This is a genomic window from Rouxiella sp. WC2420 (assembly GCF_041200025.1).
In the GTDB taxonomy this organism is placed as follows: Bacteria; Pseudomonadota; Gammaproteobacteria; order Enterobacterales; family Enterobacteriaceae; genus Rouxiella.
This window is the reverse complement of sequence record NZ_CP165628.1, coordinates 3720108-3746558: the sequence shown is the minus strand read 5'-3', so window position 1 is coordinate 3746558 and position 26451 is coordinate 3720108. Positions and strand designations below refer to the sequence as shown.

Genomic DNA, 26451 nt, shown 5'->3' with positions numbered 1-26451 from the left:
GATTTATTCTAGGTCAGGCTGTGCCAAAATAGCAGATTAAGCGGTTCTTCCATACCCGGTCAACTTAATGGCGCGATGCCAATCAATAAGGGTAATACCCAGGGTAAAAGCAAACAATTGAGCAAGAAAAAACGTATCGAGGTAGAACAACCATCACCTCAGGGCCGTAACTTCGATGATATGGCAGAAAAATTTTCGCGCAATATCTATGGGACGACGAAAGGGCAGATTCGTCAGGCTGTCCTCGGACAAGACCTGCGACAGCTTTTAACCGAGCTTCCCCAACGCCCTTTGCGTATACTTGACGCCGGCGGCGGCGAAGGTCAGATGGCCTGCGAATTGGCCGCTTTAGGACATCAGGTATTGTTGTGCGATCTTTCAGGTGAGATGATCAAGCGGGCGAAGGCCGCGGCCGCCGAAAAAGGTGTGAGCGACAACATGCAATTTGTACAATGTCCGGCTCAGGACGTTGCGCAGTATTTGGAACAGCCGGTTGATCTGATATTGTTTCATGCTGTAATCGAATGGCTGGCGGAACCTCAACAGGCACTTCAGGCCTTGAACGACTGTCTGTTGCCCGGCGGCGCTATATCTTTGATGTTTTATAACGTCAATGGTTTACTGATGCGCCACATGGTGTTGGGGAATTTTGGCCATGTCGAAGCAGGGTTACCCAAAATAAAAAAAAGCTCGTTGCTCCCCGATTACCCGCTGGAACCCAATCAGGTTTACCAGTGGCTAGAAGAGATGGGATTGCAGATTACCGGCAAAACCGGTGTAAGAGTGTTTCACGATTATCTGCGAAACAGGCAACAGCATAAGCAGGATTTTGACGAGCTTCTGGCGCTGGAACAGCGTTATTGCCGACAGGAGCCTTTTGTTAGTTTGGGGCGTTATATTCACGTGATGGCGCACAAACCCGATCGGAAGGACGAATTATGAGTGAATTTTCCCAGACTGTCCCTGAACTGGTCGCCTGGGCACGTAAAAATGATTTCTCAATTTCATTGCCGACGGAGCGACTCGCCTTTCTTCTGGCGATTGCCACGTTAAACGGCGAGCGTCTTGATGGAGAAATGAGCGAGGGCGAACTGATTGATGCTTTTCGCCACGTCAGCAAAGGGTTTGAGCAAACCAACGAGACGATTGCCGTACGTGCCAACAACGCCATCAATGACATGGTGCGTCAACGATTGATCAACCGTTTTGTCAGTGAACTGGCTGACGGCAACGCAATTTATCGTTTAACACCGCTTGGGATTGGCATTACCGATTACTATATTCGCCAGCGTGAGTTTTCCACGCTGCGACTGTCAATGCAGTTATCGATTGTTGCTCAGGAACTAAAACGCGCAGCGGATGCGGCCGATGAAGGTGGCGATGAGTTCCACTGGCATCGCAATGTGTTTGCCCCTCTGAAATACTCCGTGGCTGAAATTTTTGACAGCATCGACATGACCCAACGCATCATGGACGAGCAGCAGCAAGGTGTGAAAGACGACATCGCGGCGCTGCTCAGCAAAGACTGGCGTGCGGCAATTTCCAGCTGTGAACTATTGCTGTCTGAAACGTCGGGAACTTTGCGCGAGCTTCAGGATACGCTGGAAGCTGCGGGCGATCTGCTGCAAGCCCACCTGTTGCGGATTCAGGACGCGACCATGACCGGTCCGGAAGATCTTGGCTTTATAGACAAGCTGGTTTATGACCTGCAAAACAAGCTGGACCGAATTACCAGCTGGGGTCAACAGGCAATCGATCTCTGGATTGGCTACGACCGCCACGTACACAAGTTTATTCGTACTGCCATCGACATGGACAAAAATCGCGTGTTCGCCCAGCGCCTTCGCCTCTCGGTGCAAAACTATTTTGATAATCCGTGGACACTCACCTTTGCCAATGCCGATCGACTTCTTGACATGCGCGACGAAGAGCTGGCACTGCGAAGTGACGAAGTGACCGGCGAACTGCCGGCGAATCTCGAGTTTGAAGAGTTTAGTGAAATCCGCGAACAGCTTGCGGCGCTGATTGAAAAAGCCTTGCTGATTTATCAGCAAGATAAAGTGCCGCTGAATCTGGGACTGGTGATGCGCGACTATCTCGAACAGTATCCACGCGTGCGCCATTTTGACGTGGCGCGAATTATGGTCGACCAGGCAGTACGCCTTGGTGTGGCTGAAGCAGATTTTTCAGGGTTGCCAGCACAGTGGCAGGCAATCAATGATTACGGAGCCAAGGTGCAGGCCCATGTCATCGACAAATATTGAACAAATAATGCCAGCAAAGCTGGCACAGGCGTTGGCTAATTCTCTGTTCCCGGCTCTCGACAGTCAGCTTCGTTCTGGCCGTCATATCGGAATTGATGAATTGGATAACCACGCTTTCCTGATGGATTATCAGGACGAAATCGAACAATTTTACAGCCGTTACAGCGTTGAGTTGATCCGCGCACCGGAAGGCTTCTTCTATCTGCGCCCGCGTTCAACCACGCTTATCCCACGTTCAGTATTGTCTGAGCTGGACATGATGGTAGGTAAAATTCTTTGTTATCTGTACCTTAGCCCGGAACGTCTGGCGCATGAAGGCATTTTTACTCAACAAGAGTTATATGATGAATTGCTGAGTCTGGCTGATGAAAGCAAACTGCTGAAGTATGTCAACCAGCGTTCTACGGGTTCAGATCTCGATAGACAAAAACTTCAGGAAAAAGTAAGAACTTCACTCAACCGTTTACGCCGACTTGGCATGGTTTATTTCATAGGTGCCGACAGCACCAAATTCAGAATCACCGAAGCCGTGTTTCGCTTTGGAGCAGATGTGCGCAGCGGTGATGATGCCCGCGAAGCGCAGCTGCGAATGATCCGTGACGGCGAAGCGATGCCAATTGAAAACAGCCTGTTGCTCAATGATGAAAATGACGAGAGCGAAGCGCAGGCAGACAATGGGCCAGAAGGTGCAGAGGATGAACACGAATGATTGAACGCGGTAAATTTCGCTCGCTGACGCTGGTTAACTGGAACGGTTTTTTTGCCCGCACCTTTGACCTCGATGCGCTGGTGACCACGCTGTCCGGTGGTAACGGAGCCGGTAAGTCAACCACCATGGCCGCGTTTGTCACGGCGCTTATCCCTGATTTAACCCTGCTGCACTTTCGTAACACCACCGAAGCAGGGGCAACCTCAGGTTCCCGCGACAGAGGTCTACACGGCAAGCTGCGCGCCGGGGTGTGTTATTCGACCCTCGACGTGGTTAACTCGCGCCACCAGCGCGTGATTGTTGGCGTGCGCCTGCAGCAAATTGCCGGACGCGATCGCAAGGTTGATATCAAACCTTTCACCATTCAGGGGTTGCCAACCGCGGTTCAACCAACGGAAATTCTTACCGAAACCGTGGGCGAGCGCCAGGCGCGCGTGCTGTCTCTGCAAGAGTTGAAAGAGCGCGTAGAAGAGATGGAAGGAGTGCAGTTCAAGCAGTTTAACTCCATTACCGACTATCACTCGCTGATGTTTGACTTGGGTGTGATCCCACGTCGCCTGCGCTCGGCTGCGGATCGCAGCAAATTTTATCGCCTGATTGAGGCCTCGCTGTACGGCGGGATCTCCAGCGCCATTACCCGATCGCTGCGTGACTATTTGTTACCGGAAAACAGCGGCGTGCGAAAGGCATTCCAGGATATGGAAGCCGCACTGCGTGAAAACCGCATGACGCTGGAAGCAATACGCGTTACGCAGTCTGACCGTGACCTGTTCAAGCATCTGATTTCAGAAGCAACTTCATACGTAGCCGCCGACTACATGCGCCACGCCAATGAGCGTCGTATTCATCTCGACGGCGCGTTGGTACTGCGTAATGAACTCCTGAGCAGTCGTAAACAGCTGGCCGGTGAACAATATCGCCACGTCGAAATGGCGCGCGAGCTTGCAGAGCAAAGTGGATCGCAGAGCGATCTTGAAACTGATTATCAGGCCGCCAGCGATCACCTGAATCTGGTGCAGACCGCGATGCGCCAGCAGGAAAAAATCGAACGTTATCAGTCTGATCTGGAAGAGCTGACCTATCGCCTTGAAGAGCAGAATGAAGTCGTTGCCGAATCTAGCGAGCTGCACGCCGAGCACGAAGCCCGTGCCGAAGCCGCCGAGCTTGAAGTGGATGAGCTTAAAAGTCAGTTGGCCGACTACCAGCAGGCACTCGACGTTCAACAGACCCGTGCTATTCAGTATCAGCAAGCGTTGCAGGCTATCGAGCGTGCCCGCGAGCTGTGCCAGCTGCCAGATTTGAGTATCGCCAATAGCGAAGACTGGCTTGAAACCTTCCACGGACGTGAACAGGAAGCGACTGATATCCTGTTGCAGCTCGAGCAGAAAATGAGTGTGGCGCAGGCCGCACACAGCCAGTTTGAAAACGCTTATCAGCTGGTGGTGAAAATCGCAGGTGAAGTTAGCCGCAGTGAAGCCTGGCAGACTGCCCGCGAACTGCTGCGCGATTGGTCTTCCCAGCAGCATCAGTCTGAACGCGTTGAGCCGCTGCGCATGCGTTTGACCGAGCTGGAAGGGCGTTTGCGCGAGCAGCAAGACGCCGAGCGCCAGCTGCAAGAATTCTGCAAACGCACTGGGCAGGACGTGCAGCCTGAAGATCTCGATGAACTTCAGCGCGAACTCGACGTGCAGATCGAAGAGTTGTCGGTGACCGTTTCGCAAGCCGGCGAACGTCGCATGGAAATGCGCCAGGAGCTGGAACAGATACAGGCACGTATTCGCGAGCTGACTACCCGCGCCCCAGTGTGGCTGGCTGCGCAGGATGCCCTGAGCCAACTAAGCGAACAGAGCAAAGAGCCGCTGGAAAGTAGCCAGCAGGTGACCGAGTTCATGCAGCAGCTGCTGGAAACCGAGCGCGATACCACGGTTGAACGCGACCAGGTCGCTGCCCGCAAACGCAAGATTGAAGGGCAGATCACTCGCCTGAGCCAGCCGAGCGGCGCTGAGGATCCGCGCATGATTGCACTGGCCGAGCGTTTTGGCGGTGTGCTGCTGTCCGAAATTTATGACGACGTAACCATTGACGATGCGCCTTACTTCTCCGCGCTGTATGGCCCGTCGCGTCATGCGATCGTGGTTCCTGACCTGTCGCGCATCCGCGATCAGCTAGACGGCCTCGATGACTGCCCGGAAGACCTTTACCTGGTTGAGGGCGATCCGCAGTCATTTGATGACAGCGTATTTGCGGTCGAAGAGATGCAAAAAGCGGTGCTGGTGAAAACCGGCGATCGTCAATGGCGTTATTCCCACTTCCCTGAGGTGCCGCTGTTTGGCCGTGCCGCGCGTGAAAATCGCCTGGAAGTGTTAAATAAAGAACGTGAAACGCTGTCAGAACGCTATGCCAACCTGTCGTTCGACGTACAAAAAATTCAGCGTTTGCATCAGGCATTCAGTCGCTTTATCGGCAGCCATCTTGCGGTAGCTTTTGATTCCGATCCTGAAGCAGACATCCGCTCACTGAGTGGCCGTCGCGGCGAGCTTGAACGCGCTTTGAGTGCTCACGAAGGTCAGAATCAGCAGCAACGCCAGCAGTATGAACAGTCGAAAGAAGCTGCGGCTTTACTGAACAAGCTGCAACCGCGCGTTGGCCTGCTGTGTGATGAAACACTCACTGATCGCGTGGAAGAGCTTCGCGACGAGCTGGACGAAGCCCAGGACTCTGCGCGCTTTATTCAGCAGCACGGTGTTTCGTTAGGCAAGCTGGAGCCGCTGGTTTCCGTGCTGCAAAGCGACCCGGAGCAACACGAGCAGTTAAAGGAAGATTACGCACAGGCGCAGCACGCTCAGCGTCTGGCCAAGCAGCAGGCGTTTTCCTTGACGGAGGTGGTTCAGCGTCGCGCGCACTTCAGCTATACCGACTCTGCCGGCATGTTGACCGAAAACTCGGATCTCAACGACAAGCTGCGTAACCGTTTAGAAAGTGCCGAAGCGGAGCGCAGCCGTGCCCGTGAACAGGTGCGTCAGCATCAAACTCAGCTGACTCAATACAGCCAGCTTCTGGCCTCGTTGAAAAGCTCGTTCGAAGCCAAGCGCGACATGCTCAAAGAGCTTGGGCAAGAGCTGCAGGACATTGGTGTTCCAGCCGATCCAAACGCTGAGGCCCGTTCCCGCGCTCGTCGTGACGAACTGCATCAGATGCTGAGCACCAACCGTGCGCGCTGCAACCAGCTGGAAAAACAGATTACCTTCTGCGAAGCCGAGATGGACAATTTGCAGAAGAAATTGCGCAAGCTTGAGCGTGATTATCACCAGAGCCGTGAGCACGTAGTCACAGCGAAGGCTGGCTGGTGTGCGGTGATGCGTTTGGTGAAAGACAACGGCGTCGAACGTCGCCTTCATCGCCGCGAGCTGGCCTATATGGACGGCGACGAGCTGCGTTCTATGTCGGATAAATCACTGGGCGCGCTGCGTCTGGCCGTTTCAGACAACGAACATCTTCGCGATGTGCTGCGTCTGTCGGAAGATCCGAAACGTCCTGAGCGTAAAATTCAGTTCTACATTGCGGTTTATCAGCATCTGCGCGAACGTATTCGTCAGGATATTATTCGTACCGACGATCCGGTAGAGGCCATCGAACAGATGGAAATCGAGCTGGGCCGTCTGACCGAAGAGCTGACTGCACGCGAACAGCAGCTGGCAATCAGCTCGAAAAGCGTGGCCAATATTATCCGTAAAACCATCCAGCGCGAGCAGAACCGTATTCGCCAGCTGAATCAGGGATTACAGGCTGTGGCCTTTGGACAGGTGAAAAGTGTTCGTTTGAATGTAAACGTTCGCGAGGCGCATGCCGGGCTGCTGGACGTATTGTCAGAACAGCAAGAGCAACATCAGGACTTGTTCACCAGCAATCGTCTGACCTTCTCAGAAGCGTTGGCGAAACTCTATCAGCGCCTCAATCCGCAGATTGATATGGGCCAACGCACGCCGCAGACCATCGGCGAAGAGTTGCTGGACTACCGCAACTATCTCGAGATGGAAGTGGAAGTTAACCGTGGCTCCGACGGCTGGCTGCGCGCAGAGAGTGGCGCGCTGTCGACCGGTGAGGCGATCGGTACCGGTATGTCTATTCTGGTGATGGTAGTACAGAGCTGGGAAGACGAGTCCAGCCGTCTGCGCGGCAAGGACATTTCCCCTTGTCGCCTGCTGTTCCTCGATGAAGCCGCGCGTCTGGATGCCAAATCCATCGCTACGCTGTTCGAGCTGTGCGACAGATTGCAGATGCAGTTAATTATTGCAGCGCCGGAAAATATCAGTCCCGAGAAAGGCACCACCTACAAGCTGGTACGTAAGGTGTTCCAGAATACTGAACACGTACACGTAGTGGGGCTGCGCGGATTTGCCGCCGAGCTTCCAGCGGTGGAAAATTCGGCGGCAGATATTGCTGCTGAAGGCTGATTACCTACGCTGAAGCCTGAAAGCCATATTTAGTTGCAAATTAGTCAGCTTAAAATATTGCTCATTTTAAAGCCTCAACCGAATACTATTGGTTGGGGCTTTTGTTTTTTTTCAAAAAAATAGGCCACAAATATCAGCAAAAGTTGCAATAAATAGATGATTGCCGATTTTTTACTCATTTAATAGATTAAAAACTATAAAGCGCAACACAAGGCTTTAATTTGTACAGCCGCTAACATAGAGTCTCCTTATGAATGAGGAGGCAATTATCTTGTCGGCCTGAGCAATTTAAAATTCTGTCTATATACTTAATCTATGGGCAGTTTCCGGCAGTAATTTTATGTTATTCAAGTGAGGCAGGGGATGATGCTTAAGCGTAATGAGTCTCTGAGGGTGCTGCTGGCGGGGAGTTTGTTGGCTGCCAGTATTGCCCCATTAACCCAGAGCTATGCGGCAATGCCGACAATGCCGGTGAGAACCACCACGCTTTCCAGCGTGCAAAGTATGAATCACCTGCAGGCTGAGCTGCCGATTGGGGTTAAGCCGCTGTATCTTTCCACTTTGTCCTCGCTCTATGCGGCCAACCATATGCAGGCAATGTGGCAGGACAGGGACGCCGTGCATCAATTCCAGCAGCAGCTGGCAGAGGTGGCGATCTCCGGTATTCAGCCGCAGTTTACTCAATGGGTGAGATGGCTGACCGATCCAAGCATCAAAGGCATGGCCCGCGATGTCGTGCTGTCCGACGCGATGATAGGCTACCTGCAATTTACCAGCGGAGTTGAGGTCAACGGCAGTAACTGGCTGTACAGTAATACTCCTTATAAAATGACTACGCCGCCGCTGACAGTCATCAATCAGTGGCAGCTTGCGGTGCGCCACGGGACGACGGCCCATTACGTGACGACGCTGGAGCCGCAGCATCCGCAGTACAAGAAAATGCATGCTGCGTTGAAGACTTTGCTGGCCGATAGTCAAACCTGGCCGCAAATGACGAGTCGCGTTAGTCTGCGTCCTGGACAGGTCAGCGACGACGTGCCGGTACTGCGCCAAATCCTGGCTCGCAGTGCTTCAATGATTGACGTAACTGATAATTCGACCCCGGCTCCAACTGCAGAAACTATCGCCCAGAATCCGACCAATAATAATGTCGAGGATTTCTCTGTCGATGAGACAGCTGATAAAACTCAGAAACCGACCCCGGCAGTCAGTCCTTCAGCGACCTCGGTACAAGACGTTTTGCCGACACCGACTCCTGATTCAACTCAGACGCCAGCCACACAGACAGGTTCTGCGCCGATTGTGACTGTGTCTGATAACATTTATACCCCTCAGCTGGTGGACGCGGTTAAGCGATTCCAGAAATGGCAGGGGCTGGAGGCTGACGGTATCATTGGCCCCGGCACTCGTCAGTGGCTGAATGCATCGCCGCGACTGCGTGCCACTTTGCTGGCGTTGAATATTCAGCGACTGCGGATTCTGCCGGGTGATGTCAGCACCGGCATCATGGTCAATATTCCGAACTATTCGCTGAAATACTATCTTAACGGCAGTGAAGTCTTGGCTTCCCGAGTGATTGTCGGCAGGCCAAGCCGCAAGACGCCGTTGATGAGTAGCGTCTTGAGTAACGTGGTGCTGAACCCGCCGTGGAATGTGCCAACCACTTTGGTGCGTGAAGATATCGTACCTAAAGTGATGCGTGACCCGAGCTATTTGCAAAAACATGGCTTCCAGCTGTTATCTGGTTGGAGCAATGATGCGGAAGTGATTGATCCTTCAACCATCAACTGGAGCATGGTATCACCGGACCACTTCCCGTACCGCGTTCGCCAGGAAGCTGGTTCGATGAGCGCGCTGGGTCGTTACAAATTCAATATGCCAAGCTCGGACGCAATCTATCTTCACGATACGCCAAATCACAATCTGTTCCAGCGCGATGCGCGTGCTCTAAGCTCTGGCTGTGTGCGTGTCAATAAAGCTTCCGAGCTGGCAAATATGCTGCTGCAGGATACGGGTTGGAATGACGCAAGGATCTCTTCAACTGTGCAGGGTGGCAGCACGACATTTGTGCCGATTCGCCATCGCATACCGGTAAAATTGTTCTATCTGACAGCTTGGGTCGCGGAAGATGGTAAGCCTCAATTCCGTACAGATATTTACAATTATGATTCCACAGTGAGATCTGGCGCACAAATCCTGACACAGGCAGAAAAATTGCTTTAATAAATGCAGTAAATTTAACCTGATAAGTGTCTGAAAGACTGACTCGAAATGATTGAATTGGGTGTTATAGGCGATTATGACTGCCTGTACGCCCGGTTGACTCACCAATTCGGTGCGGTTATGGTTGCCAGGGGCCAAGATTTGGCCCTGCGTAATAACCTTCTTTTTTGACATAGCTATCGGGTAATTGACTGTTCATGGACCAAATAGACAAAATTCGTCGTAAATGGCTCGCACTTGGTGGTGCGGCCATGGGCGCAGCGATGCTTCCCCGTGAAGCATTTGCCATGCTTGCCACACCAAGACCCCGTGTTTTGGTGATTAACAACCTCCACACTGGTGAAACCCTCAAAACCGAGTTTTTTGACGGCAAGAAATACAACAGGGATGAGTTGACGCGACTAAATCATTTGTTCCGCGATTATCGCGCTGGCGGCCAGGTCACAAAAATCGATCCTCAACTGTTTGATCACCTCTATCGCTTGCAGGTTGCCCTGGGTACCAATAAGCCGGTACAGCTGGTTTCCGGCTATCGGACCTTAGCGACCAACAATATGTTGCGCAAGCCAGGCAGCGGCGTTGCAAAACACAGTTACCACACGCTGGGAAAGGCCATGGATTTCCATATTCAGGGCGTTGATTTGGCAAATATCCGCAAAGCGGCGTTAAAAATGCGGATGGGTGGTGTAGGATATTATCCACGAAGTGACTTTGTGCACATTGATACCGGACCAAACCGAACCTGGTCCTGATCTTGTGCAAAAATCAGGAAAAAATCATAGTCTTCGTCCTTGAAACTATTGTCAGAAAATAAGTTTTCATCCTAATGAAGTGGTTTAGGCCATTAATTCGCATCGAGAACTGAGGCAATGCTGTAGTTTAGGGGCGAGGGTTATGCGTGGAGAGCCAATGAAATATCATATCATCCCGGTCACGGCATTCAGCCAGAACTGTTCAGTTATCTATTGTCCCCAAACTCAGCAGGCCGCAGTAGTTGATCCCGGCGGTGACGCCGAAAAAATCATCAAAGAAGTCAGCTCGTTGGGTGTGACTGTGACCCAGGTTTTGCTGACCCATGGGCACCTTGATCACGTAGGGGCCGCCGCTGAGATTGCCGCGCATTATCAGGTGCCAATTATTGGCCCGCATAAAGAAGATGCCTTCTTGCTGGAGTCTCTGCCACAGCAGGCAAGGATGTTTGGGCTGGAGGATTGCGCAGCTTTCACGCCAAATCAGTGGCTTGCCGAGGGCGACGTGGTCAAGGTCGGCGAAGAAACTCTGTCTGTTCTTGAATGTCCTGGGCATACTCCGGGTCATATCGTGTTTATCAACGATGCTGCTAGATTCGCTGTCTCAGGGGATGTGATTTTCAGGGGCGGAGTGGGGCGCAGCGATTTTCCACGCGGCAGTCATGAAGATTTAATTAACTCGATCAAAACCAAACTGCTGCCTCTGGGCGATGACATTGTGTTTCTGCCGGGACACGGCCCAATGTCCAATCTAGGCTATGAAAGAAAGACGAATCCGTTCCTGCAGGATGAGCAGCCAGTCTGGTAAAGATTACCCTTAACAATTGAACTGCACTTGCGCGCGCAAACCGCTTAACTGTGTAAGCTCATTCTCAAGCCTGCTGCACTAATGACTTTGCAGAAATTTGTGACTAAAAAAGCCAGCGGGCGATTAACCGGCTGGCTTTTTATTGCTGCTATATCAATAGCTTATAAAACGGCGGCAATGGCTTCACACAGTAGCGCCATGTTGTCCAGCGTGATGCCGGCAACATTGATACGACCAGAATTCACCGCGTAAACACCAAATTCTGAACGCAGGCGCAGAACCTGATCTTTGCTCAGTCCGCTGAACGAGAACATACCGTTCTGTTCAATGATAAAGCTGAAATCCTGGCTGGCGCCTTTCTGCTGCAAAGTAGTGACAAACAGCTCGCGCATGCGGTGAATACGCTGGCGCATATCGCTTAACTCTTGTTCCCACTGCGCACGCAGCGCGGGGTTGCCAAGAATAGTAGCGACTACCGCAGCACCATGCGCCGGTGGGTTGGAGTAGTTGGTGCGAATTACCGATTTCACCTGACTGAAAGCGCGATCGGCAGTTTCAGCGTCGGCAGTTACCAGAGTGAAAGCACCTACGCGCTCGTTATACAGGCCAAAGTTTTTCGAGAACGAGCTGGCAACCAGCAGTTCATGATGTTTGGCAGCAAAGATTCGCAGACCTTGTGCGTCTTCCTCTAGCCCCTTTGCGAAGCCCTGATAGGCGAAGTCGAACAGCGGCAGCCAACCGTTAGCTACGGAAAGTTCTGCCAGTTGTTGCCATTGCGCCACGGTAGGGTCGATACCGGTCGGGTTATGGCAGCAGCCGTGGAACAACACGATATCGCCCGCTTTGGCTTCGCTCAGGCTTTTCAACATGCCGTCAAAATCTAAAGCGTGCTTTTCGGCGTCATAATAATTGTATTCTGCAACTTCCAGGCCAGCGGAAGAAAATACGCCAACGTGGTTTGGCCAGCTTGGATTGCTTATCCAAACGCGTTTGGCGTCGGTCTGGGTGGCAACGAAATCAGCGGCGATACGCAGTGCTCCAGTGCCGCCAGGAGTCTGAGCAGTACGCGCACGCTTGTCGCGAATCAGGGCGCTATCGGCACCAAACAGCAGTTCTTGCGTGCAGTGGGCGAAGTCCGGCAAACCATCGATGCTCAGATAAGTTTTAGTGGTTTCATTCTCCAGCAAGAATTGTTCGGCTTTTTTTACACTGGCGAGAACCGGTGTCTTACCTGTTTCGTCTTTATATACACCAATCCCCAGGTTAATTTTGTCCTGACGAGCGTCAGCGCGGAAAAGATCGGTAAGACCCAGGATAGGATCAGCGGGTGCGGCAGTGATTTTTTCAAACATTGGGTGACTTCCATGGCCTGTTATTAACAGAAATAGGTGTTCAGGTTACCGTCTGAATAGGTCTTTGCCAACCGTTTGCGGCAAAAAGAAAGCAGAGTTGTGAGCGGTCTGTCAGCATTAATTTTACTGATAACGGGTTTTAATTTTCATGATAAAAATAAGTCTGCTAAGGAATCGCACAATCCGGTAAAGGTTTTAACCAAGAAAGGTATTTAATAGCTTTAGACAATAAAAAAGCAGGGCCAAAGCCCTGCTTGATTTGTATCGTTGAATACGACTTAAGCTAGATTAGAACTGGTAAACCAGACCAACAGCAACGATGTCGTCATTCGCCAGACCCAGTGGGTTGTCTTTCTTCAACTGGTTGATTTTGTAGTCAACATAGGTAGACATGTTTTTGTTGAAGTAGTAAGTCGCGCCAACGTCGTAGTATTTGTACAGGTTAGCTGAGCCGATACCTTCGATATCTTTGCCTTTAGACTGAACATAGGCGATAGAAGGGCGCAGGCCAAAGTCGAACTGGTACTGAGCGATAACTTCTGTGGTGATCGCTTTGTTGGCGAAGCCTTGCAGATCGTCGCTCACATCAATGCGGGCTGCATCGCGAGTTTCGGTGTAGAGAGCAGCGATGTAGATGTTGTTGGCATCATACTTAACTGCAGTACCCCAGCTTTTAGCTTTGTTTTTACCGTTGCCGTAAACCAAGTCTTTCTGGCCATCGGTACGGTTGGACTCAGACCAAGAACCTACGATGCCCAGGCCGATTGAAGAGGTGTAAGAGGTTGACAGCGCATAGCCGTCACCGTTTCCACGCAGAATGTCGCCGTTGTCACGGTCGTTTTTGCCCTGGTACTGAACGGCGAAGTCCCAACCGTCTACCAGACCAAAGAAGTTGTTGTTACGGTAAGTTGCTACGCCGGTAGAACGACCAGACAAGTAACCGTCCGAGTAACCAGAGTCGCCGCCGTATTCAGGCATCATATCGGTCCAGCCGATAGTGTCGTACATCAGACCGTAGTTACGACCGTAGTCGAAAGAACCGTATTCATTAAATTTCAGACCAGCGAAGCCCAGACGGGTTTTGTTGCCGCTTTGCGCGTCAGAACCTTCCGAATTATTAGCCTGAATGTTGTATTCCCACTGGCCGTAACCGGTGATGTTGTCATTGATTTTGGTTTCGCCTTTGAAGCCGAAACGCACGTATGACTGATCGCCATCGCTGCCGTCATCGTTAGAGAAATAATGCAATCCGTCGACTTTACCGTACAGATCCAGCTTATTGCCGTCTTTATTATAGATTTCGGCTGCATTAGCTGCGCCAGCAGCTAACAAGGCTGGAATTACCACTGCAAGAATGTTGCGCTTCATCATTTATTATTACCCTCATTGGAGTTATTTGGACACCTTGCCACTGCCTACAATATGTTACGGAACTATTGTTGAAAGTTTGGTGTCTCCTGTATCTGAACGCAGTGTTCCATTGAGGGTGCGCTTAATCTACATCGAAAATGCTACTAAACACCTAAATATGTTTCAGTAAGAAAATTTGTGTTACAAAATATTAAATTTACGGAACTTTGTGACAGGGATCTTGGTTTAAAAATAGCTAAGGCCAGCATTGCTGGCCTTAAATTTGTATCAAAACTTGTTTAATTAATAACTTTTAATTAATTAGAAGGTTGCACTGCGTGGAGTACGTGGGAAAGGAATGACATCGCGCACGTTTTGTACACCAGTAACGTAAGCAACCAGTCGCTCGAAACCGAGGCCAAAGCCTGAATGTGGCACGGTGCCGTAGCGACGCAGATCGCGATACCACCAGTAATCTTCTTTATTAAGCCCCATCTCTTCCAAACGAGCATCCAGAACATCCAGGCGTTCTTCACGCTGAGAACCGCCGATTATCTCGCCAATTCCCGGTGCCAATACGTCCATCGCGGCGACGGTTTTGCCGTCTTCGTTCATACGCATGTAAAACGCTTTGATATCTTTAGGGTAATTTTTAACCACTACCGGCGCTTTGAAATGTTGCTCTGCAAGGTAACGTTCGTGCTCTGAAGAGAGATCTACGCCCCATGAGACGTCATTTTCGAATTTTTTACCTGAATCGATCAGAATTTTTACAGCGTCGGTATAGTCGACCTGTGCGAAATCGGAAGTTACAAATCGTTCAAGGCGTGAAATAGCATCTTTGTCTACGCGTTCGGCGAAGAAGGCCAGATCGTCGGCTCTTTCGTCCAAAACTGCCTGGAAAACATACTTCAGCATGTTTTCGGCCAGTGCAGCGATGTCATCCAGAGTTGCAAAGGCAACTTCCGGCTCCACCATCCAGAACTCGGCCAGATGGCGGCTGGTGTTGGAGTTTTCAGCGCGGAAGGTCGGGCCGAAGGTGTAAATCTTCGACAGCGCACAGGCGTAAGATTCGCCATTCAGCTGGCCCGATACGGTCAGGAACGCTTCTTTGCCGAAGAAATCCTCGTTGAAGTCGATCTCGCCCTTGTCGGTACGCGGCAGGTTTTGCAGATCTAACGTTGAAACACGGAACATCTCACCGGCGCCTTCTGTATCAGAAGCGGTGATCAGTGGGGTCGATACCCAGAAGTAGCCGTTTTCATGATAGAAACGGTGAATTGCCTGCGACAGGGTGTTACGAACGCGCGCCACGGCACCAATCAGGTTGGTACGTGGGCGCAGGTGAGCAACTTCGCGCAGATATTCGATGCTGTGGCGTTTGGCCGCCATCGGATAGGTGTCAGGATCGTCAACCCAGCCGACCACCTTGATAGCCGTTGCCTGCAGCTCAAAACTCTGGCCTTCGCCAGGCGATGCCACAACGGTTCCAGTCACTTCTACAGAACAGCCAGTAGTCAGGCGCAATACTTCATCCTGATAATTAGGCAAAGAATTATTTACGACGGCCTGTAACGGATTAAAGCAGGAGCCGTCATATACGGCGAGGAAGGAGATGCCAGCTTTTGAATCTCTCCGGGTACGTACCCAACCGCGTACGGTGACTTCACTGTCAACCGCAGCACGGCCTTGCAGTACGTCGACTACAGGCGCAACGCTCATAGATTTCTCTCTTAAATAGTTCTGATGATACCGATGGTTTTAAATTCGATTTTAAAAACCTGCTAGAAAGCCACACACCTTTTTAAAAAGGGTTTTGCTATGTTACTTAGGGTTTTTCAGGACACAAGCAGAAATCACCCATTGACCGCAACATTTGTGCCCTTGCAGCGATAACTTTGAGCATGACAAAACGAGAGAGGGTAAAAGTGGTGAAAAAGTGGCTTATTCAGTTTCTGTTTCTATATATAAAGGAATCAAGCAGACGGGTGGGTAATGATGGAAAAATTCTGCAGCGGTTGTTGGCGGGTAAATGTTGGCGGGTAAAAAGCCGGAGTCCACATTTCCCCCCACTTTTATAACTGAATCCCAGATTTAGCGCAGGCTTCATAAGCAGGGGGAGGGCAGGCATCGGTGAGGAGAGAAGCCGAGCTGCCTTGGGCAAAACAAATCAGGACGCTTTCTTTATCAGCGGTAAATCGAAAGCTTTGCGCAATGCCTGCACAAAGGCTTTATCCTGACAGATGGTTTTACCCGGACTGTCGGAAAGTTTAGCCACCGGCTTACCGTTGCACTGCACCAGCTTGATGACGATGTTCAGCGGTTTAACCTGCGGAATGTTACAGGTCAAACGGGTGCCGATGCCAAATATCAGATTGACTCGCTTATGGAAGCGACGATACAAATCCAACGCTTTATCAAGGTCCAGATTATCGGAGAACACTAAAGTTTTAGTCAGCGGATCGATGCCAAGCTTTTCATAGTGAGCCACGGCTTTCTCGCCCCATTCAAACGGGTCTCCAGAATCGTGGCGCAGTCCCTGATAGGCATTCGCGAATTTGCTGCCAAAATCACGCAGAAATGCATCCATAGTAATGCAGTCAGTGAGCGCAATACCGAGCTGGTCAGGATATTCATCCAGCCAGGCCTGCAACGCTGCACGTTGACTGTTGGCCAGCACCGCGCTCAGCTGCTGATGCGCCTGGAACCATTCGTGCGCCTGAGTCCCCACCGGATTAAGTTGCAACTTATGGGCTAAATCGTAGTTGCTGGTCCCCACCAGATAAGGGAATTCTGCTTTCAAGGTACTGACAATGGCTCGCTGCACCGTGCCTGAAAAACGACGACGGGTGCCAAAATCCATCAGCTTGAAAGCCGATATGTCGATGTCCGCCGATGCCTGCTTAAACTTCAGCAAATTTTTCCGCAGCTGGGCAACCGCCATTTCCGGCGTGACGTCAGGCGAGCGATGCTGATGCACCACTTCACTTATCACTGCCAGCAACGGCACTTCCCACATAATCACTTCCCGCCATGGACCCGCGATACGAATGTGCAGATGCCCGTGACGGTCGGAAACCTCGACATGCGCCGGGTTATAACGGAACGATCGCAGCCATTGCAGGTAATCCGACTTGAAAAATGGCAGGCCCGAGAGATAGGCAAACTCTTCTTCGGTCAGTGCCAGCTCGCTCATCAGCTCAATCTGGTGGCGGATTTCATCCGCATATTCGCCCAGTAATTCGTCACCACGGCAACGGAACTCGGCTACAACATGACTATTAGCATATCGATGATAGACCGCCTGCTGCATGTGGAGCTTATAGGCATCGGTATCTAACAGCGAAGTCAAAATCGGGGAGGCGAATGAGGTCATACGCGCAACATCCTCGTCAGAAGCAACAAACCTTACTCTTCGTCCTGGAAACTGCAGCGGCGTTAGCTGCGCTCACTCACCCGAATCACTGATCTGTGTCAGCTCATCGGGATTCGGCTCGCTTGCTGCCTTGCTGCCGCTCCAATGACATAGAGTAATAAAAGTTAGTTAGTGGCCTGAATAAAAGCGGCAAAGTTCGAGAAGTATACCGCATTATCAAGTCAATGAACCCACATCTCAGCACAATCCCCCGCCTGAGGTCGAGGGCTAAACGTGCCTTGTTCAGGATACTAAACACGAGTTTCCGATAAATATTAACAAAGTAATAACCCGTTAGTTATTAATGTTTTTCACTTAATTTTCATGAAATACATGGAGTTGATCACATTTGTAGCGGCGGTAAACTTATGCTGGAGCGGAAGTCGGAATTGACGACAGGCGAAATTATTTAATTGCGGTGTTAACGTAAATAGCACTAAAAAGTTAAAAAAAAGTGAAATGTAAGCTGAAATATTTTTTAGCTTTTAATGGCGCTTTTGACTGTTTCGTCTAAAAGCTCGCCTGTTGCAGCTATCAGCCCGCTAGCAGTCTGGGAATTTTCACCTTCTGTGATAAAGTTTATTTAACCCGCGTCACGCGTATCCTCCTGTAAAACGCCAAAAGGTTCTTTTATGACTGACCAGCTGCAAACAGAACAACAGACCGACGCACTATCACAACCGCAGGTAAAATATCGCCATGATTACCTTGCGCCAGATTACACCATTACTGATATCGACCTCGATTTCGACCTTGATGCGCAGACGACGACCGTCACCGCCGTTAGCCAGATCAAACGTCTTGGCGCTGAAGGTGCGGCCCTGGTATTAAACGGTGAAGATCTTACTCTGATCAGCCTGCGCGTTAACGGCCAGGACTGGCCAAACTACCAGCTGCGCGAGAATACGCTGGTGATTAACGGCCTGCCGGAGTCCTTCGAGCTGTCAGTGGTCAACGAAATCCATCCGGCTAAAAATACCGCGCTGGAAGGGCTTTACCTTTCAGGTGAAGCCCTTTGTACTCAGTGTGAAGCCGAAGGGTTCCGCCACATTACCTATTATCTGGACCGTCCAGACGTTCTTGCACGTTTCAGCACCCGTATCGTCGCCGATAAAGCGCTTTATCCTTATTTACTTTCAAACGGCAACCGCATTGACGGCGGAGATCTTGAAGGCGGTCGTCACTGGATAAAATGGCAAGATCCGTTCCCGAAACCTTGCTACCTGTTTGCTGTCGTTGCCGGTGATTTTGACGTGCTGCGCGACAAGTTTGTGACGCGCTCGGGCCGTGACATCGCACTGGAAATCTTTGTCGATCGCGGCAATCTTGATCGTGCCGACTGGGCAATGGAATCATTGAAGCAGTCGATGAAGTGGGACGAAACGCGCTTTAATCTGGAATACGATCTCGACATCTTTATGATCGTGGCGGTAGATTTCTTCAACATGGGCGCGATGGAAAACAAAGGTCTTAACGTATTTAACTCTAAATACGTGCTGGCCAAGGCAGAAACCGCCACCGATAAAGACTATCTCGGCATTGAAGCGGTTATCGGCCACGAATATTTCCATAACTGGACCGGCAACCGTGTGACCTGCCGCGACTGGTTCCAGTTGAGCCTCAAAGAAGGTCTGACGGTGTTCCGCGATCAGGAGTTTAGCTCTGATCTGGGTTCTCGTTCGGTCAACCGAATTGATAACGTGCGCGTAATGCGTGGCGCTCAGTTCTCGGAAGATGCCAGCCCGATGGCGCACCCGATCCGCCCTGAAAAAGTTATTGAAATGAATAACTTCTACACGCTGACGGTATACGAAAAGGGTTCTGAAGTTATTCGCATGCTGCATACCCTGCTGGGCGAACAACAGTTCCAGGCGGGTATCGCGCTGTATTTTGAGCGGCATGACGGCAGCGCAGCAACCTGTGACGATTTTGTACAGGCGATGGAAGATGCCTCTAATGTCGATCTGTCGCTGTTCCGCCGCTGGTACAGTCAATCCGGTACGCCAGTCCTCACCGTGCGCGATGACTATGACGTCGAAAAGCAGACTTATACTTTGACTGTTAGCCAGAAAACGCCGCCGACGCCGGATCAGACCGAGAAGCTGCCTTTGCATATCCCGCTGGATATCGAGCTTTACGACCCGCAAGGCGGGGTGATTGCGCTGAAACAGCATGGCCAGAAAGTCAGCAACGTGCTTAACGTGACCGAAGCCGAGCAGACTTTCGTATTTGAAGATGTCGAATATCAGCCGATCCCTTCTTTGCTGCGCGAATTCTCTGCGCCGGTGAAGCTGGACTATAAATATGGTGATCATCAGCTGACTTTCCTGATGAAACACGCGACCAATGATTTTTCGCGTTGGGATTCCGCGCAAAGCCTGCTGGCGATTTATATCAAGCTTAACGTGGCGCGCCATCAGCAGAAACAGCCCCTGTCATTGCCGCTGCACGTTGCGGACGCGTTCCGCGCCGTGCTGCTCGATGAGAACATTGATCCGGCGCTGGCGGCGCAGATTCTGACGCTGCCGTCCGAAAACGAAATCGCCGAACTGTTCGAAATTATTGATCCAGAAGCGATTAGTGCGGTTCATGAGTCAATCACTCGCTGTCTGGCGGTTGAGATGGCCGATGAATTCCTGGCGGTTTATCACGCCAACAGCCTGCCGTCTTATCGCGTTGAGCATGGTGATATTGGCAAGCGTTCGCTGCGCAACGTGTGTTTGCGTTACCTGGCGTTTGCCGATCCGGTTCAGGCCGACAGGCTGGTCAGCGCGCAGTTCGAGCAGGCAGACAACATGACTGATTCACTGGCGGCGATGTCTGCGGCGGTGGCGGCCAACCTGCCTTGCCGCGATCGCCTGCTGGCGGCTTACGATAACCGCTGGCATCAGGATGGTCTGGTGATGGATAAATGGTTCATTCTGCAAGCCACCAGCCCGGCAGCCGATGTGCTGGCGCAGGTGCGTGGCCTGTTGAACCACCGTTCGTTTACCATGGGTAACCCAAACCGCATTCGATCGCTGATTGGCGCGTTTGCACAGGGCAATCCGGCAGCGTTCCACGCGGCAGACGGCAGCGGTTATGCCTTCCTGACTGAAATGCTGACTGACCTCAACACCCGTAACCCGCAGGTTGCTGCGCGAATGATCGAACCACTGATCCGCCTGAAACGCTATGACGAAAACCGTCAGGGCCAGATGCGTCAGGCGCTGCTAAAGCTGAAAGGGCTGGAAAATCTTTCTGGCGATTTGTACGAGAAAATCACCAAGGCGCTGGATGCCTGACTGATTAACGGCTGACATTTAGCTTGCAAAAGACAAGGGCGACAGAGATGTCGCCCTTTTTTAATCGCTTGAAAATAAGCTTAACGCTGTGCCACTTTAACTTCGGCGGCAACGGGCTGAGGGCGCAGCACGCGGTCGAGCACCTGTTCTTCCAGCTCGGCAAGTTTTACAGAACCTCGTCGGCGAGGACGGGGTAAGTCAACCAGCATATCCAGGCCTATTTCACCTTGCTCAATCAAGATCACTCGGTCAGCCACGGTTACCGCTTCGCTGACGTCGTGAGTGACCAGCAACACCGTGAAGCCGTGCTGTTGCCAAAGGCGTTCAATCAGGCTCTGCATCTCGATACGTGTCAGAGCATCTAATGCGCCTAAAGGTTCGTCAAGTAACAGCAGGCGAGGTCGGTGAACCAGTGCGCGAGCCAGCGCGACGCGCTGCTTTTGTCCCCCGGATAACGCAGCGGGCCACTCATTGGCACGGTCAGCGAGGCCGACTTCTTCAAGCGCGGCCTGAGCTGCCGGTCGCCAATGGCCTTTCAGACCCAGTCCGACATTATCAATCACTTTCTTCCACGGCAGCAGGCGGTCATCCTGAAACATCAGGCGGGTGTCTTCCTGCACCTTGCTCAGTTCGGCGCTGCCACTCAGCAGATCGCCGCTGGTGGTTTTCTCCAGCCCGGCCAGCAGGCGCAGCAGGGTGCTTTTACCACAGCCGCTGCGGCCTACCACGGCGACAAACTGTCCGGGAGAAATCCGCAGATTGACTTCTCTCAGCACCGTGCGATTGCCGTATTTTTTAACAATACCGGCCAGAGTAACCGGCGTGCCTTGCGGAATTCGAGTCGGTTCAGTCATGCGGTTGCTCCTTGTTTACTTTGGTAAGCCGGGTGCCAGCGCAACCAGACGTGTTCAAGCGAACGCGCCACGATATCCGCCAGTTTGCCGAGGGCAGCGTACAGGATGATGGACACGACCACGACGTCGGTTTGCAGGAATTCGCGGGCGTTCATCGCCAGATAACCAATCCCCGAGTTGGCAGAAATAGTTTCGGCAACAATCAGCGTCAGCCACATAAAGCCCAAGGCAAAACGCACACCGACCATAATCGAGGGCAGCGCGCCCGGTAATACCACCTGCCAAAACAGTGGGAATCCTGATAAACCATAGCTGCGCGACATTTCGAGCAATCCACGGTCGATATTGCGAATGCCGTGATAGGTGTTGAGGTAGATTGGGAACAGCGTGCCGAGGGCAACCAGAAAAATTTTCGCCGACTCATCGATGCCAAACCACAGGATCACCAGCGGGATCAGCGCCAGATGCGGGATGTTGCGCAGCATCTGCAGGGAGCTATCCAGCAGGCGTTCGCCCCAGCGTGAAAGTCCGGTAATAAAGCCGAGCAACAGACCTATGCTGCCGCCAATCACAAAACCGGCCAGCGCACGATAGGTACTAATTTTCAGGTTGACCCAAAGATCGCCGGATTTGGCCAGCGTCCAGAAGGCTTCAATTACCGCACTGGGCGAGGGCAGAATGCGGGTTGAAAGCCAGCCTGCCTGCACGGAAATCTGCCAGCTGGCGACTAACACCACCGGAACAATCCACGGCGTTAAGCGATTTATCCAACGTTCAGTCATGTTGCTCATGATTCGTCCTTAACTTTCTGACACGCGCTGTGGTGCAAAATCATGGGCAACCAACTCACCGTGAGCCTTGATGGCGCGGCGGGCAGGGCTTTCAACGTCTTCGGAGGTTGCCAGATTAAGATGTGGGAACAGCAGTTCGCCGACGCGGTAGGCTTCTTCCAGATGCGGATAACCGGAAAGCACAAAGGTATCGATACCCAAGTCAGCATATTCCTGCATTCTTGCGGCGACTGTTGGACCGTCACCGACCAATGCAGTGCCTGCGCCACCCCGAACCAGGCCAACACCGGCCCACAGATTCGGGGCAATTTCCAGCTTGTCGCGCTTGCCGCCGTGCAATGCCGCCATGCGGTGCTGCCCCACAGAGTCTGTTTTAGCAAATTTGGCCTGCGCCTTGGCGATGGTCTCATCATCCAGATTGGCAATCAGGCGGTCGGCGGCTTTCCAGGCCTCTTCCGTGGTTTCGCGCACAATTACGTGCAGACGAATGCCGAATCGCACTGTACGGCCATGTTTGGCGGCCTTGGCACGGACTTCAGCAATCTTTTCCTTAACTGCCGCAAGAGGCTCACCCCAGGTCAGATACAGTTCAACTTGTTCACCCGCCAGCTCTTTTGCAGCTTCAGAAGAACCGCCGAAATAAAGAGGCGGGCGCGGCAGTTGAACCGGCGGATGCAGCAGGCTGGCACCCTTAACGCTGATGTGTTTGCCTTCGAAGGTCACGGTTTCACCTTCCAGCACTCGACGCCAGATATGAGTGAACTCGGCAGAGGCCTCATAACGTTCTTCATGATTGAGGAACAAACCTTCTGCGGCCAGCTCTTCCTCGTCACCACCGGTCACCAGATTGAACAGCGCACGGCCATTGGACAGGCGATCCAGCGTGGCGGCCTGGCGGGCGGCGAGGGTCGGGGAGATGATCCCCGGACGCAGCGCGACTAAAAACTTAAGCTTTTGCGTAACCGGGATAAGCGACGCAGCCACCAGCCAGGAATCTTCACATGAGCGGCCAGTCGGGATAAGCACGCCGCCAAAACCGAGGCGGTCTACGGCCTGGGCAATCTGGGTCAGATAGCCGTGATCCACGGCTCGCGCGCCTTCGCTGGTGCCGAGATAGTGACCGTCACCGTGAGTAGGTAAAAACCAGAATACGTTCAGACTCATGTGATATTCCTTTTTTCTTTACACCGCGTGGGTGTGCTTTCAATTTGGGTAAACAACGGCGCTATGCGCCATGGTCGATGGATTAAGTAAACTTACTGGGCCAGCGCAGGCGCCTGCCAGATACGATCTTTTATCTCGATGGGTTTTGGCAGCAGGTGATTGGCATAGAACAAATCGGCCGTGGCCTGTTGACGTTTTTCTGTTTCTGCATCTACTGGGCGAATTGTTTCGTCATCAGGTAAATGAGAGAAATATGTGGCGATGACTTTTTCTGGCAAACCAGTCGATTTCGCCAACAGTTGAATACTCTGCTTGGGCTCGCTTTTGATCAGCGCATTCGCCTGACTCAACACCTGCAAGACTTGCGAAATAAACTGCGGATGGGCCTCGGTAAATTTCTTCGGCGCCAAATAGAAAGAACCGGTCTGGTTCAGCGTGCTGCCATCAAGCAGGACGCGAACGTCACCGTGGTTCAGTGCCGCAGAATAGTACGGGTCCCAAATTGCCCAGGCATCGACGTCGTGCTGCTGGAATGCGGCCATTGCGTCTGAAGGTGCCAGATACTGTGGTTTGATATCGGTGTATTTCAGGCCGGCATTTTGCAGTGCGCGCAGCACGAAATTGTTGGAGCTGGAACCTTTCTGGAACGCCAGCGTGTGTCCTTTGAGGTCAGCCACAGTTTTAATCGGGCTGTTTTCAGGCACCAGAATCACCTCGGCCTTGGGCTGCGGGGGCTGATAACCGACATAAAGCAGGTCAGCACCGGCTGCTTGCGCAAACAGCGGCGGTAAATCACCCGTGCCGCCGAAGTCGATACTGCCGACGTTCAGTGCCTCAAGGATCTGCGGGCCTGCGGCAAACTGATCCCAGGTAATCCTGGTATTCGGAAAACGCTTTTCAAATAGATGATGGCTTTGCGCCAAAATCAGCCCAATCGATCCTTTCTGAATCGCAATATGGAATTCAGCCGGATCTTTTTCCTGCGCCTGAACCGACATGACACTGCTCAAACCTAAAGTGAGGGCCAAAGTGGCCAAAATACGGGAGCCAAAAATAGTCATTAATAGTTATCCATATCAGGCGTGAGCGTGTTGACGTTTTGCACGGGCGATAGCAAGAGAATGGCGATGGCCCAAAGCGGCCAGGAAAGTTTCCAGGGAGTCATCAAGACGTGACTGCAAACCCTCTTCCAGTTCGGCCGGGAAGTTCTGGTATTGGCCGACCAGCCTGTCGTCGGCAAACACACCTTGCAACACTTCTTGAGCCTTCAGTGCATTGAGAACCGGTTTCAGCGCGTAATCGATTGCCAGCATATGACCGATCGAACCTGCGGTGGCCAGTGGCAAAACGACTTTATGTTCAAGGGCGCGCTCGGGCAGAAGATCAAGCAGCGTTTTCAATGCACCAGAAAATGAGGCTTTATATACAGGGGTGGCAATAAGCAAACCATCGGCGGTCTCTAACTGCGCAATGAGTTCTTTCAGCTGCGGGCTATTGAAGTTGGCAAACAGCAAGTCTTCGGCTGCAAAGTCTTGCAGGCTGTAAGAAATAACTTCTACACCACGCTCCTTTAACCACTGTTGACTAATGGCCAGCAAGGCGGAAGAGCGAGACGGCTGACGCGGGCTACCGGCGAGTGATATGACTTTCATTGCATCCCCTTATAACTGTAAGTTATATAACTAACAAATTTGTGCAGAATTTGAATTAAATTAACAGGCCTTAGCTTATGACTGGAAATCTAAATTCTGGGTTTTAATAGATTGAAAATGGATATAAGGTTAAAAATCGTCCGACATTGAGGAGTTACTGTGGCGAGAATGTTTTAGAGAGGAAAATAAAAAAGGTATCGTTTGCCTGCCAGCGCGATTTTTCACGGGAATCAATTCCAATTAGTCGTGCCTTAGTCGATAATATCGCCCCGACTGGCCACCAGCCATTAGCCACCGGGACCTCAGGAGAATCCATGTTTTATCCCTTAGTAAAGAAAGCACTGTTTCAGCTCGATCCAGAGCGTGCGCACGAATTAACTTTTCGCCAACTCAGCCGTCTTTCAGGTTCTCCGTTCGAGTTTCTGATCCGTCAATCGGTGCCTTCCAAACCTGTTACCTGCATGGGATTAACCTTCAAAAATCCATTAGGGCTGGCAGCAGGTCTGGATAAAAACGGTGAATGCATTGACGCCTTTGGCGCAATGGGATTTGGATTCGTAGAGGTTGGAACCGTCACGCCACGCGCGCAGGATGGCAATCCCAAGCCGCGTATGTTTCGCGTAGTTGAAGCGGAAGGCATAATTAATCGCATGGGGTTTAACAACCACGGTGTCGATAATTTAGTCAATAACGTTAAAAAATCACACTTTGGCGGCGTGCTGGGTATTAATATTGGCAAGAATAAAGATACCCCTGTCGAAAATGGCGCAGACGATTATTTAATCTGCATGGAGAAGGTTTATCCTTATGCCGGTTATATCGCCATTAATATTTCGTCACCAAACACTCCGGGATTACGTACTCTGCAATATGGTGAAGCGCTTGATGATCTTTTGGGGTCAATCAAGAATAAGCAGCTTGAATTGCAACAGCGTCATCAAAAATATGTACCCGTTGCGGTTAAGATCGCGCCGGATCTTTCTCATGAAGAGTTGATCCAAATAGCCGACAGTTTGGTCAAGCATAATATGGATGGCGTAATTGCGACCAACACTACGCTGGAGCGTAATTTAGTTGCCGGTCTGAATTATGGTAATGAAGCGGGTGGATTAAGCGGTCGCCCCGTGCAGCTGCAAAGCACGCAGATTATCCGCATGTTGTCCGAAGAATTGAAAGGCAAGATGCCAATTATTGGCGTTGGCGGTATTGATTCTTTAACTTCTGCGCGTGAAAAAATGGCTGCGGGTGCATCATTAATTCAAATCTATTCCGGGTTTATCTATCATGGCCCGCAACTGATTAAAAATATTCTGATGAATATATAGTTGTTGCTCACAATTATTTTGTAAACAAAACGGGCCGGGGCTTTATTTCTGCTTCCG

Annotated in this window: 19 protein-coding genes; 9 read left to right on the top strand and 10 right to left on the bottom strand. The window is 51.5% G+C overall.

Annotation, left to right across the window (positions count from 1 at the left end):
* The first annotated feature begins 180 nt into the window (after positions 1–180).
* The 7 genes from cmoM to AB3G37_RS17395 all read left to right on the top strand — a co-directional run bounded on the left by cmoM (position 181) and on the right by AB3G37_RS17395 (position 11207).
* On the top strand, positions 181–942 hold the full coding sequence (gene cmoM / locus AB3G37_RS17425) for a tRNA uridine 5-oxyacetic acid(34) methyltransferase CmoM (protein WP_037378177.1): 762 nt from the start codon (positions 181–183) through the stop codon (positions 940–942).
* A complete protein-coding gene (gene mukF / locus AB3G37_RS17420; protein ID WP_369788617.1) occupies positions 939–2264 on the top strand; it encodes a chromosome partition protein MukF in 1326 nt (441 codons plus the stop codon). Before cmoM ends, mukF begins: the two co-directional genes overlap by 4 nt.
* Positions 2245–2973, top strand: coding sequence for a chromosome partition protein MukE (gene mukE / locus AB3G37_RS17415; protein ID WP_369788616.1), 729 nt, complete (start codon positions 2245–2247; stop codon positions 2971–2973). The genes mukF and mukE overlap by 20 nt, the downstream gene beginning before the upstream one ends.
* Positions 2970–7427, top strand: a complete 4458-nt coding sequence (gene mukB, locus AB3G37_RS17410; protein WP_369788615.1) for a chromosome partition protein MukB — start codon at positions 2970–2972, stop codon at positions 7425–7427. Before mukE ends, mukB begins: the two co-directional genes overlap by 4 nt.
* Before the next feature lie 363 nt (positions 7428–7790).
* Complete coding sequence (ldtD, locus tag AB3G37_RS17405; RefSeq protein WP_369788614.1) at positions 7791–9650, top strand: L,D-transpeptidase; 1860 nt, start codon at positions 7791–7793, stop codon at positions 9648–9650.
* A 197-nt stretch (positions 9651–9847) separates the two neighbouring features.
* Entirely contained in the window at positions 9848–10402 is a 555-nt protein-coding gene (locus AB3G37_RS17400) for a YcbK family protein (protein ID WP_009636624.1), read from the top strand.
* A 157-nt stretch (positions 10403–10559) separates the two neighbouring features.
* Positions 10560–11207, top strand: coding sequence for an MBL fold metallo-hydrolase (locus tag AB3G37_RS17395; protein WP_369788613.1), 648 nt, complete (start codon positions 10560–10562; stop codon positions 11205–11207).
* 161 nt (positions 11208–11368) lie between these two features.
* Here AB3G37_RS17395 and AB3G37_RS17390 read toward each other — a convergent pair whose 3' ends face one another.
* The 4 genes from AB3G37_RS17390 to pncB all read right to left on the bottom strand — a co-directional run bounded on the left by AB3G37_RS17390 (position 11369) and on the right by pncB (position 17285).
* Positions 11369–12559: an amino acid aminotransferase gene (locus AB3G37_RS17390; RefSeq protein WP_369788612.1), complete on the bottom strand. Its 1191-nt coding sequence runs from the start codon at positions 12557–12559 to the stop codon at positions 11369–11371.
* A 288-nt stretch (positions 12560–12847) separates the two neighbouring features.
* Entirely contained in the window at positions 12848–13930 is a 1083-nt protein-coding gene (locus tag AB3G37_RS17385; RefSeq protein WP_009636621.1) for a porin, read from the bottom strand.
* Between the two features lie 300 nt (positions 13931–14230).
* Positions 14231–15631, bottom strand: coding sequence for an asparagine--tRNA ligase (gene asnS / locus AB3G37_RS17380; protein WP_009636620.1), 1401 nt, complete (start codon positions 15629–15631; stop codon positions 14231–14233).
* 448 nt (positions 15632–16079) lie between these two features.
* Positions 16080–17285, bottom strand: a complete 1206-nt coding sequence (pncB, locus tag AB3G37_RS17375) for a nicotinate phosphoribosyltransferase (protein WP_369788611.1) — start codon at positions 17283–17285, stop codon at positions 16080–16082.
* Between the two features lie 671 nt (positions 17286–17956).
* Between pncB and pepN the strand changes: the two genes are divergently transcribed.
* Positions 17957–20608 carry an aminopeptidase N gene (pepN, locus tag AB3G37_RS17370; RefSeq protein ID WP_369788610.1) on the top strand — a complete coding sequence of 884 codons (2652 nt, stop codon included), beginning with the start codon at positions 17957–17959 and terminating at the stop codon, positions 20606–20608.
* 80 nt (positions 20609–20688) lie between these two features.
* Here the strand turns inward: pepN and ssuB are convergent, their stop codons facing one another.
* The 6 genes from ssuB to AB3G37_RS17340 form a co-directional block, all read right to left on the bottom strand.
* The gene (gene ssuB / locus AB3G37_RS17365) at positions 20689–21462 is read right to left on the bottom strand and encodes an aliphatic sulfonates ABC transporter ATP-binding protein (RefSeq protein ID WP_369788609.1); all 774 of its coding nucleotides are present in this window, start codon (positions 21460–21462) and stop codon (positions 20689–20691) included.
* The gene (gene ssuC / locus AB3G37_RS17360; RefSeq protein ID WP_009636616.1) at positions 21459–22253 is read right to left on the bottom strand and encodes an aliphatic sulfonate ABC transporter permease SsuC; all 795 of its coding nucleotides are present in this window, start codon (positions 22251–22253) and stop codon (positions 21459–21461) included. Before ssuC ends, ssuB begins: the two co-directional genes overlap by 4 nt.
* A gap of 9 nt (positions 22254–22262) precedes the next feature.
* Positions 22263–23417, bottom strand: coding sequence for an FMNH2-dependent alkanesulfonate monooxygenase (gene ssuD, locus AB3G37_RS17355; protein ID WP_009636615.1), 1155 nt, complete (start codon positions 23415–23417; stop codon positions 22263–22265).
* A gap of 92 nt (positions 23418–23509) precedes the next feature.
* A complete protein-coding gene (locus AB3G37_RS17350; protein WP_369788608.1) occupies positions 23510–24478 on the bottom strand; it encodes an aliphatic sulfonate ABC transporter substrate-binding protein in 969 nt (322 codons plus the stop codon).
* Positions 24479–24493: 15 nt separating this feature from the next.
* Positions 24494–25069, bottom strand: a complete 576-nt coding sequence (ssuE, locus tag AB3G37_RS17345; RefSeq protein WP_009636613.1) for an NADPH-dependent FMN reductase — start codon at positions 25067–25069, stop codon at positions 24494–24496.
* Between the two features lie 154 nt (positions 25070–25223).
* Positions 25224–25385, bottom strand: coding sequence for a hypothetical protein (locus AB3G37_RS17340; RefSeq protein ID WP_369788607.1), 162 nt, complete (start codon positions 25383–25385; stop codon positions 25224–25226).
* Here AB3G37_RS17340 and pyrD point away from each other — a divergent pair.
* Complete coding sequence (pyrD, locus tag AB3G37_RS17335) at positions 25384–26394, top strand: quinone-dependent dihydroorotate dehydrogenase (RefSeq protein WP_009636612.1); 1011 nt, start codon at positions 25384–25386, stop codon at positions 26392–26394. The two genes, AB3G37_RS17340 and pyrD, sit on opposite strands and share 2 nt — an antisense overlap.
* The last annotated feature ends 57 nt before the right edge of the window (positions 26395–26451 follow it).